This is a genomic window from Arthrobacter endolithicus, assembly GCF_026627425.1.
GTDB lineage: Bacteria > Actinomycetota > Actinomycetes > Actinomycetales > Micrococcaceae > Arthrobacter_M.
Window position 1 is genome coordinate 57,735 of the sequence record NZ_JAPNLH010000001.1, and the last position, 15,461, is coordinate 73,195.

Consider the following 15,461-nt stretch of genomic DNA (forward strand, 5'->3'; position numbering starts at 1 on the left):
ATCATGGAGGGACGGCGGCCCGGTCATTTCGGCCGGACGTGCACGAGCAACGATCGGGATGTGGATGTCATTATCGCGGCAGCAGATTATCGGCACTGCCTTGGAAATCCTGCGCGACTACGGCCTGGCGGATCTGTCCATGCGGCGGCTGGCCCGGGATCTGGGCGTGCAGCCGGGGGCCCTGTACTGGCATGTGAAAAATAAGCAGGAGCTGCTGGGGGTCCTGGCCGAGCGGATTCTCCAGGACGTCGACGTAGACGGCGATGGCGACGGCGATGGCGATGCGGCGCCGGGAAACGCTGCCGGCGCCGGTGGCGGCGATCCAGCGGGCGGCGGCGGCGCGGCCGCGGCCGACGGCGGCGCGGGCCCCATCCGGCGGCTGACGAGGGAGATCCGTCGGGCGCTGCTGCAGGTCCGGGACGGAGCCGAGGTCGTGTCGCTGGCGCAGGCGCTGGATCCCCAGGGGCTGGCTCCGGTGACCGCGCTCCGCGGGCTGCTGGCCACCGGAGGTCTGGGGGAACTGGAGGCCGGTTGGGGTGCACGGGCGCTGACGCACTATATCCTTGGCGCGGTGGCGGAGGAGCAGACCCAGGCTGATCTCGCCCGCGCCGGACTGGTCACTCGGGACGCCGGAACCGGCCCCGGGGCCGGTTCGGATCTGGATCGGGCCTTTGAATTCGGCGTGGAGATGTTCCTGGCCGGACTGGCCGAGCGCACCGCGTCGGCAGGACGTCCGCTGACGATACGATCGTGGGATGCAGACCGAACCGGCTAGTAACGTCGTCGCGCAGGGCCGTCCGCGCGCAATGGCCGCCATGGTGGCCGCGCGGTGGCGTTCGCTGCGGCGTGACCAGCCTGGCAGCGATTGGGGGTGACCGCCGTCGTATGCTGCACCGACACGCAGGCCCATGGCGTGGTGCACGAGGCTCGGGCCCGGGGGACTAGCGTGCCCGTCCCGGCGGCCAGTGCGGAAGGCCCGATCCGGCGCTTGTAGAATTGGTAATGACGTCGCGCCGGTTCCAGGCAGCGAACCGCCAGGCCCGACCCCCTCGATAGGACAGCATCAATGAGCCTGATCCGGCTGCAGGATATCAGCGTGCGCTTCGACCAGACCCAGATCCTGCGGGAGGCCTTCTTCCGCCTCGAACCGGGGGACCGTGTGGGGCTGATCGGCAGGAACGGCTCCGGTAAGTCCACCATTTTGAAGCTCGTCCTGGGCCAGGTGGAACCCGACGCCGGAACAGTCACGCTGGAACTGGGCACCAAGGTGGGGTATTTCTCCCAGTTTTCGGAGCTGAACGGCGAAGCAACCATCGCCGAAGTTTTGGACGGATTGTTCGTCCACATCAAAGACATCGAAGCCGAATTGGCGGACATCGACGTGGCCATCGCGGCGGACTCCACCAGCAGCAAAGAGCTGGACCGGCTGATCCAGCGCCAGACCGAGCTGTTTGAGGACATGGACCGCCTGGACGGCTGGGACTACCAACGCACTATTGACTCCGTCCTGACCACCCTCGGCTTCGCTGCGGCGCATCGAGTCTGCCCGATCGACAAACTCTCCGGCGGATGGCGTAACAGGGCGGCGCTGGCGAAGATTCTGCTGGAGGACCCGGACGTATTGCTCCTGGACGAGCCCACCAACTTTCTGGACGTGGCCGGCGTCGAATGGCTGGAGGCGTGGTTCCGGACCTTCAAGGGCGCGGCGATCGTCGTCTCGCATGACCGGAAGTTCCTGGACGCCGTCGTCACCCGGATTATTGAGGTGGAGAACTACCACCTGCACGAGTACCCGGGGAATTTCGGCGAGTACGTCATCGCGAAGCAGTTTCGGCTCAAATCCTTGGAAAGCCAGTTTGTGCACGAGTCGGAGCTGCTGGCCTTCGAAGCGGAGGGAATCGCTGACCGCCGCGAAGCCGCCAAGGCCGCCAGCAAGGGCTTGGGGAATCAGCTGGCGAAGATCAAGAAGGCCCGCGCGCCGCGTCCGGTGGACCAGATCATCACCGAGATCTATGCCGGGCTGCATATTAAGGATGTGCTGTGCAGGGTGGAGGGGCTCGGCAAGGCCTACGGAGCGAAGACCCTGTTCAGCGGGCTCAGCTTCGAGATCCGGCGGGGCAACCGGATTGTGGTGCTCGGCGCCAACGGCAGCGGTAAGACCACGCTGCTGCGGGTGTTGACGGGAGACGAGCAGGCGGATTCCGGCGAGGCAGTCTGGGCGAAGGGTGCCGGGCTTGTCTCCTACAACCAGATGCTGGCGGAGCTCGACGACAACGACACGGTCAGCCACGCGGTCAACGCGCTGCCGGGCAGCCTGGCGCTGACGGCGACGAAGAAGTCGGTACACCGGTTCCTGGCGATGTTCCAGTTTTCCGAGGCGGACCTCAAGCAGCGGATCGGCAATTTGTCCGGGGGACAGCGGGCGCGGGTGGCCATGGCCCAGTGCCTGCTGTCCGGAGCCTCGGTCCTGCTGCTGGATGAGCCCACGAACCACCTGGACCTCTCCAGCACCCAGGTTATGGAGCGGGCGCTGCTGCATTTTCCCGGCGCAGTGGTGGTAGTCAGTCACGACCGCTTCTTTACCGACAAAATTGCCAATCGGCACCTTGTCTTCGGTTTTGACGGCGCGAAAGCCGGGGAAATCGATGTGCGGGCCGCTTAAACGTCGCTAAACTTCGAAAAAACACATAAGACAACTCGACTATGTCATGTGTCACACATAATGCGGGATATACTTTTCTCGCACCTACCGGAAAGCTGCGACGGTCTCCCTTTAGCGCCATCCGGAATCATTAGATTGCACCAGTACCGAAATCTTGCCCCCTTAATTTTTCTGTTATGCCTCGGCTGACCATGAAGTTTTTCGCATGCTCAATGATCCGGTGGTATGTCGAGCTAGGCGGAATTTTGCGTAAATGTACTTCTCTGCTGACAACTGCTTTTTTACTGGCGACCCTGTTGCTGACGGGAGTGACGCCGGCGTCCGCGGCTACGCCATCATCCGGTGACCCTTTCATCGCTAAAGTTCTGCAACTGACTAATCAATACCGGGCCGCCAACGGCGCACGGCCGGTGGTCTGGAATCAGGCAGTAGCGGGAATCTCCCAGCAATGGGCGGAGGAGACGGGCCGGAAGGTCAACAGCGGCACGCTGGATATGGCCGCCATTCACCGGCCGGACGGCGGTGGTTCGCTGATCCCCCGCGGAGCGGACTGGTATTCGGAAATCATCGCCATCAACAATAGTGCGCAACTGGTGGTGGATTGGTGGATGACTTCTCCGGCCCACCGCGCCGCGCTGTTGGACAGCAGAGTCACCGATGTGGGGATTGGCTACGCCAAGACGACGGCGGCGGGCTGGGGAGCGTACGCGGTCGTTGAGAACTTTGCCGGCTATGCCGACCACCGCCCGCCTGCGCCTGCGCCGCCGGTTTCCCCGGGGCCCGTCCCGCAGGCGATTAGGCCCGGCGATATTGCCGCCATCGATCCCGCTGGGAGCGTTTACGTCTACCCCTCCGCCGGTGGCGGGGATGTCTGGCAGCGGCGGTATCTGGCCGGCGGCGGGCAGGGAGCACGGCAGGCCGATGTTGTCGACTGGAACTCAGATGGCCGGCAGGACCTGATTATTGTGTGGGCTTCCGGCAATGTCTCAGTGAGCTATGGGCAGGCGGACGGAACGCTCGGGGCGGCTCAGCGGATCGGCGACGGCGGGTGGGGCGACTATGACATCACGGTCACCCGGTGGAGCCAGGCCGATAGATACCCGACGATCCTGGCGAAGAATAATCTGACGGGTGACCTCTTTTGGTACCAGAACCCGTCCGGTTCGGCCATCGGATCCCGGACGCGCATCGGTGCCGGAGGCTGGAGCCCGCTGAGCATTGTGGCGTTGGACTACGACGGCGACGGCCGCATGGATGTGCTCGCTAAAAACCCGCAGGGGCTGCTGTTGTTGTACCGCAGCAACGGTGCCGGTGCTTTCGTGGAGGAGTCGCGGCGGAGCATCGATTGGGGCTGGGACATGATGAACTTTATGACCACTACAACGTCGCACCTGGGCGATGGCAAGGATGGAATTCTGGCGCGCAGCCAGTCCGGATCGCTTTATTTCTACCCGGTGTCCCCGAACGGGATCAACGCCGGCCTGATGATCGGCCGCGATGGTTGGAATACAATGCTGATCGGCGGCTAGGGAACAGCGATGCAGCGTCCGTTTGATCAGGCCGCCGTGCCTGCGGACAGGACGTTGAGCCGCCTCCCTTGGGAGGTGTAGCCTCATGCCATGACACCGCAAGAGCTGGCTAACCTCGCGCATTTGCGCCGGGCGCGGGACCTGATTGACCGGGAGTTCGCCCGCCCGCTGGACGTTCCCACGATGGCCCGCCGTGCCTTGATGTCTCCGGCGCACTTCTCCCGCCAATTCCGTTCAGTCTACGGCGAGACGCCGTACAGCTATCTGATGACACGGCGGATCGAGCGGGCCATGGCGCTGCTGCGCTCGGGCATGAGTGTGACCGACGCATGCATGGCTGTTGGCTGTACCTCGCTGGGTTCTTTTAGCTCCCGCTTCGCCGGGATTACCGGTGAGTCGCCGAGCGCCTACCGTCTGCGGGAACATCACGCGGAGCTGTCCATGCCCGCGTGTGTTGCCAAGGTACGCACGCGGCCGCTGCGCGTGGACCGAGCTTCAGCGGGCAGCAGCGAATTGAGCAGGATTGAAGAAGCAGCCCCGGCCGCTGCCGTCTAATGTTGGCCGCATGACAATTTCCCTGCAGTTCTGCAATATCACCGTCAATGACGTGGACGAATCAGTTGCCTTTTACCGCGATGCGCTCGGCCTCCAGGTCCGTAACGACGTCGGCTCCGGTGGCTTCCGATGGGTCACCCTCGGCAGCGCCAGCCAACCGGATGTGGAGATCGTGATCTCTGAACCGCATGCCGGCCGGTCCCGTGCCGATGGAGACACCCTCCAGAAGTTGCTCACCAAGGGTGTGCTGCCGATGCTTGTGTTCCGCACCGATGATCTGGACGCGGCGTTCGAGAAGGCTCGGGAGTTCGGTGCGGAGGTGATGCAGGAGCCGATCGCGCAGCCCTGGGGCCCAAGGGACTGCGCGTTCCGTGACCCGTCGGGCAACACCGTGCGGATATCGCAGGCACCCGCTGCATAGCGGCTTCCTGCTTCAGCTCTTCAGCGGATTGTGGAGGATATCGTGGCAAGACTGATCTATACAGGCATCACCTCACTCGACGGCTACACCGCGGACCGGGACGGCAATTTTGACTGGAGCGCGCCGGACGAGGAAGTGCACACCTTCATCAACGACCTGGAACGCCCGATTGGAACGTACCTGTTGGGCCGGAGAATGTATCAGATCATGACGTACTGGGAGGCTGTGCCGAATCTGCAGGACGAGCCACTATGCATTCAGGACTTTGCGGCGATCTGGGGCACGGCCGACAAAGTGGTCTTTTCCAGGACTCTGGACGCAGCGTCCAGCGCCAGAACACGGATCGAGCGCGACTTTGACCCGGAGATGGTCCGGCACCTGAAGGAGACGGCAGGAGCCGATATTTCAGTCGGCGGTCCCGAACTTGGCGGCCATGCGATCCGGGCCGGTCTGGTGGATGAGTATCGGCGGTTTATCACTCCTTGGGTGGTGGGAGGCGGCACACCGTTTTTACCTGACGACGTGGCGCTGCGGCTCCACCTGGTCGACGAACGCCGTTTCGCCAACGGTGTGGTCTACCTTCGCTACCTGGCCCCCGGACTATGATTCCGGGGCGATCGGGTCCGCGGATTTCCCCTCCACGGGAGCTATGGGATGCGCGGCCGCCGCGTCTGCGGCAAGCGCCTGACGACGACGATAGACCTGTCCGCCGATGGCAGCCGGGATTGCAGCCAAAGCGGCCACGCGCATCCATGGCCGGTCGAAAATTTGACCCGTGGCCGCGTCAAGAGAGGCACGGCCGGCTCCGCCGATGGTGAAAGAAGCGGCGGCGAGTCCGAGCACTGCGGGGTACTCGAACCCACCATTCGTGGCGAAGAAGCCGTTGGGCGCGTGGACGCTCGCGGCGACTCCCATGGTGATGGCCGCGACGGAGCCCGCGGCGGGAGTCGCCAGGCCAAGGGCCAGGGCAACACCCGCACCGGCTTCACCGAGCCCGGCCAGCACAGCACTCGGCGTGGCCGGGCGGAAGCCCATCGCATGCATGCCCTTGCTGGTGCCTTCGATGCCGCTGCCACCGAACCAGCCAAAGAGTTTTTGGGACCCATGGGCGACGAGCACGCCGCCCAGGGCGACGCGGAAAAGGGCTTGTGCTGCAGAGGCTGAAGGGCTGGTCTGGGTGCTCATGGAACTTCTCTTGTTGCTGGGGAATAGATGGTGCCAGCGGCCGGCCCGGACAGCAGCCGGTTCCCACTGCCAGATGTTGCCCATGGACGCTGAGGTTGTACCGACCGCGTGAGTGAAGACGCGGTGCGTGCCAAAGCGGTGCGGCTGAAGCGGTGGATCCAGCGCCAAGTCTTTCAGAAATATTTTAGCGCGGCTCGCAGCGCGATCAGCGTATCCCTCCCGTGGCCGGCTGCCTTTGCGCTGCGGGCCACCCCTTGTTCGCGGGGCGCCTCTGTTCGGGGTGGCTCTGTTCGGGGTGGCAGACTCTGGGTAGGTTGGTCCTATGGCAAGCGAAGCAGTCATCCTTCCCGTCGGTGGCCCACACGGCGAACGCGAGGTGCGGATCTCCAGCCCACGGCGAATCCTGTGGCCGGAGCCCGGGATCTCCAAGCTGGATCTGGCTAACTATGTGGTGGCGGTAGGTGAGGCCTTCGTTACGGCGAACGGCGACAGACCGGTGTCGTTGCAGCGTTTTCCGGAAGGAATCGACGGGGAGCAGTTCTTCTCCAAAAACCCGCCGAAAGGTGCGCCGGAGTTTGTCCGGTCGGTGATGGTGGTCTACCCGAGTGCTCGATCCCATCCACAGTTGGTGATCGATGAACCCGCTGTGGCCGTGTGGGCGGTACAGATGAATACCGTGGTCTTCCACCCCTGGGCCTCGCGGGCGGAGAATTCGGACAATCCGGACCAGCTGCGGATTGACCTGGATCCACAGCCTGGCACTGACTTTGATGACGCGATTCCCGTCGCGTTGGAGCTGAAGTCTGTGCTGGCGGAGGCGGGGCTGACGGCGTATGTCAAGACCTCCGGAAACCGGGGATTGCATATCTTTGCGCCGATCGAACCAGTGCATGAATTCCTGGAAGTACGCCATGCGGTGATCGCGGCAGCCCGGGAACTTCAGCGGCGGATGCCTGAGAAAGTCACAACGGCCTGGTGGAAAGAGGAGCGCGGGCAGCGGGTTTTCGTTGATTTCAACCAGGCGAACCGGGACCGAACGATGGCCGGTGCGTACAGCCCCCGTGCGCTGGCGCATGCGCCGGTCTCCTGCCCGCTGGAGTGGGATGAGCTGGAATCGGCCAATCCACGGAATTACACCATTGCCACGGTGCCGGAGCGGCTCAAAAAAGTCGGGGATCCGTGGGCTGACATGCAGGCGCAGCTAGGCAGTATCGCGGCCTTGCTTGGCTGGTGGGACCGCGACGTTGCAGCCGGGCTGGGGGAACTTCCCTTCCCGCCAGACTATCCCAAAATGCCCGGGGAGCCGCCGCGGGTCCAGCCCAGCCGGGCCCGCAAGCCGGACGTGTAGGTCGGCCTCGTAGGTCGAACTCGTCGGTAGTAGTCGTCGGGAAGGTCCTGGAGCAGAACGACGCCTCGGCCGGATGCGGGAAAAGGCTTCCCTAGACCAGCACCCGGTTCAGATCATAGGCAATGGGACGTTCCAACTGTGCAAAGGTGCAGGAACGTCCCTCGCGATCCGGGCGCCAGCGGAAAAACTGCACCGTGTGCCGGAACCGTGAGCCCTCCATCTGGTCGTATCGCACCTCGGCCACCCGCTCGGGTCGGAGCCGCACGTAGGAAACGTCCTTGCTGCCGGAGAACCGGCTGCGCTCCGTTTCGCCCTTGACGATAGCGCCGTCGTCGTCCCGGAGGACCCACGGGGCGAGCTCATCGATCAGCTCGAGCCGCCGGGCATCGCTGAACGCCGACGCGCCGCCCGCATTGCGCAGCTCGCCGTCGGCGTCGTAGAGACCGAGCAGCAGGGACCCGACGCCGCTGCCGCTTTTGTGGATCCGGTAGCCCAGTACCACCACATCCGCCGTTCGGTGGTGTTTGGTCTTGAGCATTAGCCGTTTGCCCGGGGCGTAGGCGGCGGCGAGGGGTTTGGCGACGACGCCGTCCAGCCCGGCGCCTTCGAAGTCGACCAGCCAGCGGCGGGCCAGGTCCACCTCCGTGGTGGTGCGGGTGAGATGGATCGGATCACCCAGGCTGCCGGCCAGGGCTTCGAGGGCAGCCCGGCGCTCGCCGAAGGGCATCTGGAGGAGGCTGTCCGAGCCGCGGGCCAGGAGGTCGAAGGCGATGAAGATTGCCGGCGTCTCCTCGGCAAGCTTGTTCACCCGGCTGGCGGCCGGGTGGATGCGCTGCGACAGCGCCTCCCAGTCAAGGTGCTCCGCGCCGGGATTTCCACGGCGCAGCACGATTTCGCCGTCCAGCACGCACGGTTCCGGTAGGAGCCGGACGAATGCCGCCACCAGTTCGGGAAAGTAGCGGGTGAGCATCTTGGACCCGCGGCTGCCGATTTCCACCGTGTTGCCGTCGAAGTAGACGATTCCGCGGAAGCCGTCCCATTTCGGCTCATAGCTAAGGCCGCCGGTAACACTGTCCGGCTCTGGGACGTCGGCAATTGCCTTGGCGAGCATGGGCTGAACAGGGGACGCGACGGATGGTTCCATAGTCCGATCTTGCCTTAGCAGGCGGCCGGAGGGTAGGGGTCCGCCGGGGTCACACACCAACCGTCACCCAGCTAAGGCCACCCAGCTAAGGTCATCCAGCTAAGGTCATCCAGCTACTGTGGTCCCGTTACTGAACGGCGAGTCCGGTCCGTGCCATGGCGTCCGCGTAGGCCACCTGCATTTCCTCAAGCCATTCGACCTGCTTGGTCGAAGAGCCACCGAAGGAACGGCCGCTGAGGGAGCGGACCTTGTAGGTTTTGAGTCCGCGGCGCCAGATCAACGGGTTCTGGGTCTTCAACAGCAAGCCGGCAAGCCGGTTGGCCTCGGTCCCATGGGCCACGATTGCCGATGCCCGGGGGATCAGGGCCAGGAGCTTCAGCAGGGGCTTAAGACCGGCAGAGATCTGATCCGGTGTCAGCTTCCCATTGGACTCACCGGGGGTAAACCAGGGGTACACATTCCAGGGCATGATGTATTCGGGCCGGAGCCCAATCTGCCACTGGACGCCCAGCAGCCGCCCGGCTGCGTCGTCGTCGCCGGCGGTAATGAAGCCCGACTCGTGCGCCGAACCGATGTTGGAGTGCAGACTCAGGATCCTGCACTCATCCACGTCGTGGATTGGGTCAACGTAGGAGACTTCGCTGCCCGGCTTGAGGTCCCGCAGCGAATCGCAGAGCTCGTTCACGGCGCCGATGTTGGGATCATAGCGACGGTTCAAGAGGTGGTCGTTCTGCGTTTCACGTGCCATGACTGTCATCCGGTGCTGTTTCTCCTACAAAGGCGGGCGTGCGTGGTGCCGAGGGCGGGACTGCCGCTGCGGGCACCCGTGGGTGCTGAATAGTTGGCGGTTCGAGCGCGGGAGCTGCGCGGCCCTAAGGCCTGCTTCTGTTACCTTCCGCGGCGGGCTCATTGTCCCGGCTGACTGTATGCTCGATTTCCTCTATTCTACCGCAGTCCCTGGCGGACTGCCGCGCACGGCCGCCTTTAAGGTGCTTGAATCAGACGGTTTCGGTGGCCAGGTTGTGGTCCAGCCGAGGCAAACGCCCGAGCCAGGCGTTCTCGCCCGGCTTGCCGATGTTGACCACCATGATCGTTTTACGGCTGGTGCCGGCATGGAAGTCCGCATCAATGGCGTCGGTATCGAAGCCGGCCATTGGACCCGCGGCCAGCCCCGCCGCCCGGACGGCCATGATGAAGTAGGCGGCCTGCATGTGGCCGTTGTTGCCGGCCATGGCGGTCCGGAGCGCCTCTTGACCGTCGAACATGGCTTTGCGCTCCGGCGCATGCGGGAAGAAGGTCGGGAAGTGCTCGTGCCAGTCAGTGTCCACGCTGAGGACGGCGACCATCGGAGCGGCAGCGGTTTTCGCGGCGTTGTTGCCGGCCATGTAGGAAACCAGGCGTTTCCGGGCTTCCGCCGAACGCACCCAAGTGATCCGCAGGGGCTGGATATTCATCGCGGTCGGGCCCATTTTGGTGAGCTCGTAGATGGCGCGCATCTGCTCATCCGTCACCGGCTCATCCGTGAAAGTGTTGGCGGTGCGCGCTTGAAGGAAGAGTGCATCGGTGGCGGCGGCGTCCAGGATCAGTTCGGCGTGGACGTCCTCAGCGGGAAGATTGACGACGGCGGCGGTGGTGTCGATGCTCATGCGGGCGGCTTTCTGTAGGGGAGACAAATACTCTCCTCCGTGTAAGCGTCGTAGCCTGTGAAGTACTTCCCTGATCGGCAGTGTTTTTTGTCACAGGGGATATCTGTCACACCGCCAATTGCTCGGGGTTTGCAGTCTACGGTTCCGCGCGCGGCCAGGGGGTCTCTTCGAGCCGCTCGACGTCCTGATTGAACGCCCGCAGGAGTTCCATGAACCGGGTTTGCTTCTCTGCCGACCAGTCGCCCACCACGCGGTCCAGCCCTTCTTTATAAAGGGTGCGGGCGGCGATGAGCGCTTCCCGTCCGGACTCGGTCCAGGTGATGCGGCGAGCCACTTGGCTGGGGGAGCTTGCTGCATAACAAACGTATCCATGGCGCAATAGTCCGCCGACCTGGCGGTGGATCGTGGACGTGTCAAGGCCCAAGGCCCGCGAGAGCTCCTTCAGAGTCATCGGTTCAACCCGTTCCAAGCGGTTGAGCAGCACATAGGCGGATCGCTCCAGCATCGGCCCTTCGTAGTAATACGGGCGCAATTGATAGCGCGAAAGCAGCATGAGCTCGTACTGCATCTGCTCAAGTAACTCGTTGGATACCTTCATGATCCTCCCTGGGCCGCCTTGCTCTTCAGCTTATTCCAGTCCAACTGTGGACAAAACATATTTCATGTATGGTGCAAGTCTTTTGTACTATACAATAGATGAGATCAGTCCATCCTTTCCGCTCTCGTTCAGGACCCCCATGACACATCGCCTTACGGCCGCTCACGCAAAATCTCCCTCTCCCCGACTGGCAGTTGCCGTCTTGGCTTTCGTGGGAATCGTCGTCTCGCTGATGCAGACCCTCGTGGTGCCGCTGATCCCGCAACTTCCCCTGCTGCTGCACACCTCGGCCTCCAATGCATCCTGGGTTATCACCGCCACGCTGCTGGCCGGGGCCGTCATCACCCCCATCGCCGGACGGCTGGGGGACATCTTTGGCAAGCGACGCATGCTCATCCTTTCCCTCGTTTCGCTGCTGGTGGGGTCCGTGCTCTGCGCGCTGACCGACTCGATGGGCATGATGCTGGTGGGCCGGATCCTGCAGGGTCTGGCGATGGGCGCCATTCCCTTGGGTATCAGCATCCTTCGGGACGAGCTGCCTCGTGAAAAAGTGGGCGGAGCCGTCGCCACCATGAGCGCCACCATGGGCGTGGGCGGGGCCATTGGTCTCCCCATTGCCGCGCTGATTGCACAAAGTGCGGATTGGCATGCCCTGTTCTGGGCATCCGCCGGCCTTGGGGCCCTCGCGCTGGTTTTGGTTGGCGCAATGCTGCCGGAGTCCCCCGTGCGCACACCTGCACGCTTTGACGGCGTGGGGGCCGTGGGTCTCGCCGCAGGCTTGACGGCCTTATTGCTGCCGATCACCAAGGGTGCGGATTGGGGTTGGGGCAGCCCGCTGACGCTGGGGCTCTTTGCCGCAGCCGTTGTCATTTTTGTCCTGTGGGGCGTTTTTGAGCTCCGGGTACAGTCGCCGCTGGTGGACCTGCGCGTCTCCGCCCGCCCCCGGGTTTTGTTCACAAACCTGGCGTCGATTGCGGTGGGCTTCGCCATGTATGCCATGACTTTGTCCTTCCCGCAGTTGTTGATGGCGCCGTCGGTCACTGGCTATGGGCTCGGCCTGACCATGGTGCAGGCCGGTCTGGCACTGGCCCCCGGCGGCCTGGTCATGATGCTGCTCTCGCCGGTCTCGGCACGCCTGACAGCGCTGCGCGGACCCAAAACGACGCTGCTGTTAGGTGGCGCTGTGATCGGTGCAGGCTACGTTCTGGCGTTCTTCCTCACCTCGGCTGTGTGGCAGATCATTGTTGCCTCGATGGTGATCGGAGCGGGGATCGGGCTGGCTTATGCCGCCATGCCCGCGTTGATCATGGGTGCGGTTCCGCAGGCGGAAACGGGTGCGGCCAATGGGCTCAATTCGCTGATGCGATCTGTGGGCACCTCCACCTCCGCGGCCGTGATGGGCGTAATTCTTGCCAATATGACCATGAATTTGGGGCCGGTGCGTGTCCCCACGATGGACGGCTTCCACCTCACGTTCCTGACAGCAGTTGGCGCTGCGCTGGCGTCAATCGTCCTGGCAGCCCTTATCCCGCGCCAACGCAGCACGCCACAGCTGCCGACGGAAGCGACCCGGGAAATGGCCAACGCCTAGCCGATCACTAGGGCGGGTTCACCGGTGCACGCGGCGGCCCCGGTGACGCACGCTACGGGGCCGTGAGCTCCGCCAGGTCTCCGCGCAGCGGCCAACCCTGACCGTCAAGAATGACCTGTGCACAGCGGTACGTTGTGGTGTTGACGATGATGGGAGCCATCAAATTCACCGTCGTGGTTCCCTGCGCAAAATTCGCCACGACCAGAACCTGCGCCTGCTCCGGCGTTTGAAGACCCAGGGCGGTGCATTGTTCGTCAGTGAGCAGCGGGGCGTAATCGGGCAGATAGACCGCGGCATCCAGGACGTACAGCCGTCGTTGCGTGCCGCCGATGGACTGCATCGTGTACAGGCCATCGGCGTCGGCCACCGCGTCAAGGGCAAAATCCACCAGCGGTTCCAGGCCCGGCGGCGGCGCAATGAAGACGAGCGTCGCGGTCATCGGAGGAAGTCCATCAGCGACATCGGCAGCACCTTGGCGGTTACCGCGAGGGCCGCCTGGTAGCTGGTCGACTGTAGTTGCAGATCCAGGATGGCTTTCCCAAGATCCAGGTCCTCCACGCCCGCACGGCTGGCTTCCAGGGTGCCCTGCAGTGAGGTGTTGGCCTCCTTGGCACGGTCCAGTTGCGCCTGGCGCGTGCCGATCACCGTGCGGTCCGTGATCATGGATGTCATGCGCTTATCCAGCGCCGAGAGATGCTTACTGACGTCGGCTCCGGGGGACTTAAGGTCATCGACGATGTTCTTCAACAGATCGAAGACGGAAGGGTCAGCTGAGTTACCATCGGTACCGAAGATGCCGGCACCGTCCGCGTCAACGCGGACGGTGGTATCCGTACCAATGCGGCGTTCGACGGCGCCAAGGACCGGCCGCGTCGCCGGCGGCACCGCTGCGGTCGAAGGGAACGGTGACGCCGCGTCGGAGTTCCCGGCAAAGACGTTCCGTCCCAGGTACTTGGTGTTGGCCTGGCTCAGCAGGTCCGTGCGCAGACCGTCGATTTCGGCCGCGAGCGCATCCCGGCCCCCTTGGTTCAGGGACCCGTTGGAGCCCTGAACCGTCAGGTCGCGGACCCTGTTCATGATGCCGCTGACGTTGCCCATCGCGGTGTCGATGGTCGACAGCCAGCCGGCGCCGTCGTCGATATTGCGTCCGTACTGATTCGTGGCAGTTTGCTGCGCGCGGATCTGCAGGGCCTGCGCCGTGGCGCTGGGATCATCCGAGGGCCGGCCAATCGCCTTGAGGGTTTGGGCGCGGTCCTGGAGCCTGGCCAGCTCGGCGTTGCTGGCCTGAAGGTTCCGCTGTGCGGACGCCATCATGGTCTGGTTGGTGACACGGCTAAGCATGGCGCTATCTTCCCACGAGTCCGGTTCTATTGATCAATACATCCAGCATCTCATCCACCGCTGTCATCACTCGCGCGGCTGCCTGGTAGGCATGCTGGTAGGTGAGCAGATTGAGGTTTTCCTCATTCAGGCTCACCGAAGAAGAGGAGGCCTGCAGCTGCGTGGCATTGACCGCTGAAGCGGCCGCCAGGTTGCCCTGCTGCTGCCCGGTGCGCGATGCGGTACCGAGCCCGGTCACGAACCCGGACCAACTGGAATCCGGGGAATCCTTGCCGGTACCGAGCCGGGACAGGGCATCAGCGTTGGCGCCGCTGAGGGCTCCGCCTCCTGCAGCGCCGGTGGCCAGTTCAGAAACATCAGTGACGGCGACGGCGATGCCCTTGGCTGCCGGTTGGCCGCTAGTAATGCTAAAGAAGGCCACGCCAGTCTGCCCGGAAGTAGTGGCCCCCGCTTGGTGGACGGCGTTGACTTTGTCCGCCAACTTGGTGGCAAAAACGTTGTAGGACTTGGCTGCCTCGGCAATGACGCCGCCGGTGCCGGCCGCTCCGGTCCCGGCCGGTGCCAGTACGGACAGCGCGCCGGCAAGCTCGCCGCCGTCGAGCGGGACGGCAGATCCGCGCCGGTCCTGCCATTCCAACCGGACCGGGTCGCCGCCGGTACCGTCGGCATCCATCGCATAACCCCCGGTGACCTGCACGCCACGGGCCGTCCCGCCGGTCACAATCGCGTTCCCGCCCACCAGTACGTCCACCATGCCGTCGCCGGTGTCCCGGACGGACCCGCCGGCCAGAGAAGCAATGGTGGCGGTGAGCTGGCTCCGCTGGTCCAGCATCTCGTTGGCGGAGCCGCCGGCGGCGAGGGTGGACCGGATGCGCAGGTTCAGGTCAGCAACCTGGGAAGCGGCGTTATTCAGATCCGTGGTCATGTCGTCCACCTGTGCACGGGTCTTGGACCACTGGGACTCCAGATCGCGGTAGCCCCCGGCGATCTGGCCGGTCAAATCATTCGCGGCAGCCAGCAGAGTGGCCGCGGGACCGGACTCGCCGGCCTTGTTGGACATGGCACCCCAGCCGGCCCAGAAGATTTGCAGCTTGGCGGAAATTCCAGCGGCGCCGGGTTCGTGGGTGGAATCCTCCATGGCGGTGAGGACGTTGCTGCGCACGGCGGTGTAGCCGGCCGAGGCACTCGTGGAGCGGACCTGGGCGTCCAGGAAGGTGTCTGCCAGACGGGCCACGCCGTCTACGGAAACGCCCTGCCCCGGGCGGGCCCCATTGGAGAAGAGCCCAACATTCGCCGTTTCCCCCATGGCCGAGGTGGTCACCCGTTGCCGGGTATAGCCGGCGGTGTTCGCGTTGGCAATGTTCTGGCCGGTGACGCTTAGGCCCTGCTGTGCGGCGTTCACACCGGACAGCGCCGCATTCAATGTGCCGAAGGTGCTCAT

The 15,461-nt window shown here is 64.1% G+C and carries 16 protein-coding genes; 8 read left to right on the top strand and 8 right to left on the bottom strand.

The genetic code is table 11. The features are described from left to right. Nucleotides 1–64: 64 nt before the first annotated feature. The 6 genes from OS914_RS00300 to OS914_RS00330 all read left to right on the top strand — a co-directional run bounded on the left by OS914_RS00300 (nucleotide 65) and on the right by OS914_RS00330 (nucleotide 5,773). Entirely contained in the window at nucleotides 65–775 is a 711-nt protein-coding gene (locus tag OS914_RS00300) for a TetR/AcrR family transcriptional regulator C-terminal domain-containing protein (protein WP_267544065.1), read from the top strand. A gap of 291 nt (nucleotides 776–1,066) precedes the next feature. After that, the gene (locus tag OS914_RS00310) at nucleotides 1,067–2,662 is read left to right on the top strand and encodes an ABC-F family ATP-binding cassette domain-containing protein (protein WP_267544066.1); all 1,596 of its coding nucleotides are present in this window, start codon (nucleotides 1,067–1,069) and stop codon (nucleotides 2,660–2,662) included. A 245-nt stretch (nucleotides 2,663–2,907) separates the two neighbouring features. After that, a complete protein-coding gene (locus OS914_RS00315) occupies nucleotides 2,908–4,191 on the top strand; it encodes a CAP domain-containing protein (RefSeq protein ID WP_267544067.1) in 1,284 nt (427 codons plus the stop codon). Nucleotides 4,192–4,281: 90 nt separating this feature from the next. Next, the gene (locus tag OS914_RS00320) at nucleotides 4,282–4,746 is read left to right on the top strand and encodes a helix-turn-helix transcriptional regulator (protein WP_267544068.1); all 465 of its coding nucleotides are present in this window, start codon (nucleotides 4,282–4,284) and stop codon (nucleotides 4,744–4,746) included. A gap of 10 nt (nucleotides 4,747–4,756) precedes the next feature. Further along, complete coding sequence (locus OS914_RS00325; protein WP_267544069.1) at nucleotides 4,757–5,167, top strand: VOC family protein; 411 nt, start codon at nucleotides 4,757–4,759, stop codon at nucleotides 5,165–5,167. A gap of 42 nt (nucleotides 5,168–5,209) precedes the next feature. Then, on the top strand, nucleotides 5,210–5,773 hold the full coding sequence (locus OS914_RS00330; protein WP_267544070.1) for a dihydrofolate reductase family protein: 564 nt from the start codon (nucleotides 5,210–5,212) through the stop codon (nucleotides 5,771–5,773). Here OS914_RS00330 and OS914_RS00335 read toward each other — a convergent pair. Further along, nucleotides 5,768–6,352 (bottom strand): DoxX family protein, encoded by a 585-nt coding sequence (locus tag OS914_RS00335; protein ID WP_267544071.1) that lies wholly within the window; start codon nucleotides 6,350–6,352, stop codon nucleotides 5,768–5,770. The two genes, OS914_RS00330 and OS914_RS00335, sit on opposite strands and share 6 nt — an antisense overlap. Before the next feature lie 322 nt (nucleotides 6,353–6,674). Between OS914_RS00335 and ligD the strand changes: the two genes are divergently transcribed. Then, nucleotides 6,675–7,700, top strand: a complete 1,026-nt coding sequence (gene ligD / locus OS914_RS00340; protein WP_267544072.1) for a non-homologous end-joining DNA ligase — start codon at nucleotides 6,675–6,677, stop codon at nucleotides 7,698–7,700. Nucleotides 7,701–7,791: 91 nt separating this feature from the next. Here the strand turns inward: ligD and OS914_RS00345 are convergent, their stop codons facing one another. From OS914_RS00345 to OS914_RS00360, 4 genes are all read right to left on the bottom strand, one after another. Beyond that, entirely contained in the window at nucleotides 7,792–8,844 is a 1,053-nt protein-coding gene (locus OS914_RS00345; RefSeq protein WP_267544073.1) for an ATP-dependent DNA ligase, read from the bottom strand. A gap of 127 nt (nucleotides 8,845–8,971) precedes the next feature. Further along, complete coding sequence (locus OS914_RS00350) at nucleotides 8,972–9,601, bottom strand: uracil-DNA glycosylase family protein (protein ID WP_267544074.1); 630 nt, start codon at nucleotides 9,599–9,601, stop codon at nucleotides 8,972–8,974. 241 nt (nucleotides 9,602–9,842) lie between these two features. Further along, nucleotides 9,843–10,490: a malonic semialdehyde reductase gene (locus OS914_RS00355; protein WP_267544075.1), complete on the bottom strand. Its 648-nt coding sequence runs from the start codon at nucleotides 10,488–10,490 to the stop codon at nucleotides 9,843–9,845. Between the two features lie 136 nt (nucleotides 10,491–10,626). Next, nucleotides 10,627–11,088: a MarR family winged helix-turn-helix transcriptional regulator gene (locus OS914_RS00360; protein WP_267544076.1), complete on the bottom strand. Its 462-nt coding sequence runs from the start codon at nucleotides 11,086–11,088 to the stop codon at nucleotides 10,627–10,629. A gap of 139 nt (nucleotides 11,089–11,227) precedes the next feature. On the opposite strand from OS914_RS00360, the gene OS914_RS00365 reads away from it, so the two are divergent. Continuing rightward, on the top strand, nucleotides 11,228–12,679 hold the full coding sequence (locus OS914_RS00365) for an MFS transporter (protein WP_267544077.1): 1,452 nt from the start codon (nucleotides 11,228–11,230) through the stop codon (nucleotides 12,677–12,679). A 52-nt stretch (nucleotides 12,680–12,731) separates the two neighbouring features. On the opposite strand, the gene OS914_RS00370 is transcribed toward OS914_RS00365, so the two are convergent. From OS914_RS00370 to flgK, 3 genes are read right to left on the bottom strand one after another with little or no spacing between them, the layout of a single operon-like run. Beyond that, complete coding sequence (locus OS914_RS00370) at nucleotides 12,732–13,118, bottom strand: flagellar assembly protein FliW (protein WP_267544078.1); 387 nt, start codon at nucleotides 13,116–13,118, stop codon at nucleotides 12,732–12,734. Then, nucleotides 13,115–14,020 carry a flagellar hook-associated protein FlgL gene (gene flgL / locus OS914_RS00375; protein ID WP_267544079.1) on the bottom strand — a complete coding sequence of 302 codons (906 nt, stop codon included), beginning with the start codon at nucleotides 14,018–14,020 and terminating at the stop codon, nucleotides 13,115–13,117. The genes OS914_RS00370 and flgL overlap by 4 nt, the downstream gene beginning before the upstream one ends. Before the next feature lie 4 nt (nucleotides 14,021–14,024). Beyond that, nucleotides 14,025–15,461, bottom strand: coding sequence for a flagellar hook-associated protein FlgK (flgK, locus tag OS914_RS00380; protein ID WP_267544080.1), 1,437 nt, complete (start codon nucleotides 15,459–15,461; stop codon nucleotides 14,025–14,027).

Excerpts from the sequence above, each read along its gene's own strand:
- OS914_RS00300 (WP_267544065.1), top strand. The coding sequence starts at position 65 with ATGTCATTATCGCGGCAGCAGATTATCGGCACTGCCTTGGAAATCCTG.
- OS914_RS00310 (WP_267544066.1), top strand. The coding sequence starts at position 1,067 with ATGAGCCTGATCCGGCTGCAGGATATCAGCGTGCGCTTCGACCAGACC.
- OS914_RS00320 (WP_267544068.1), top strand. The coding sequence starts at position 4,282 with ATGACACCGCAAGAGCTGGCTAACCTCGCGCATTTGCGCCGGGCGCGG.
- OS914_RS00325 (WP_267544069.1), top strand. The coding sequence starts at position 4,757 with ATGACAATTTCCCTGCAGTTCTGCAATATCACCGTCAATGACGTGGAC.
- OS914_RS00335 (WP_267544071.1), bottom strand. The coding sequence starts at position 6,352 with ATGAGCACCCAGACCAGCCCTTCAGCCTCTGCAGCACAAGCCCTTTTC.
- ligD (WP_267544072.1), top strand. The coding sequence starts at position 6,675 with ATGGCAAGCGAAGCAGTCATCCTTCCCGTCGGTGGCCCACACGGCGAA.
- OS914_RS00345 (WP_267544073.1), bottom strand. The coding sequence starts at position 8,844 with ATGGAACCATCCGTCGCGTCCCCTGTTCAGCCCATGCTCGCCAAGGCA.
- OS914_RS00350 (WP_267544074.1), bottom strand. The coding sequence starts at position 9,601 with ATGACAGTCATGGCACGTGAAACGCAGAACGACCACCTCTTGAACCGT.
- OS914_RS00355 (WP_267544075.1), bottom strand. The coding sequence starts at position 10,490 with ATGAGCATCGACACCACCGCCGCCGTCGTCAATCTTCCCGCTGAGGAC.
- OS914_RS00360 (WP_267544076.1), bottom strand. The coding sequence starts at position 11,088 with ATGAAGGTATCCAACGAGTTACTTGAGCAGATGCAGTACGAGCTCATG.
- OS914_RS00365 (WP_267544077.1), top strand. The coding sequence starts at position 11,228 with ATGACACATCGCCTTACGGCCGCTCACGCAAAATCTCCCTCTCCCCGA.
- OS914_RS00370 (WP_267544078.1), bottom strand. The coding sequence starts at position 13,118 with ATGACCGCGACGCTCGTCTTCATTGCGCCGCCGCCGGGCCTGGAACCG.
- flgL (WP_267544079.1), bottom strand. The coding sequence starts at position 14,020 with ATGCTTAGCCGTGTCACCAACCAGACCATGATGGCGTCCGCACAGCGG.
- flgK (WP_267544080.1), bottom strand. The coding sequence starts at position 15,461 with ATGAGCACCTTCGGCACATTGAATGCGGCGCTGTCCGGTGTGAACGCC.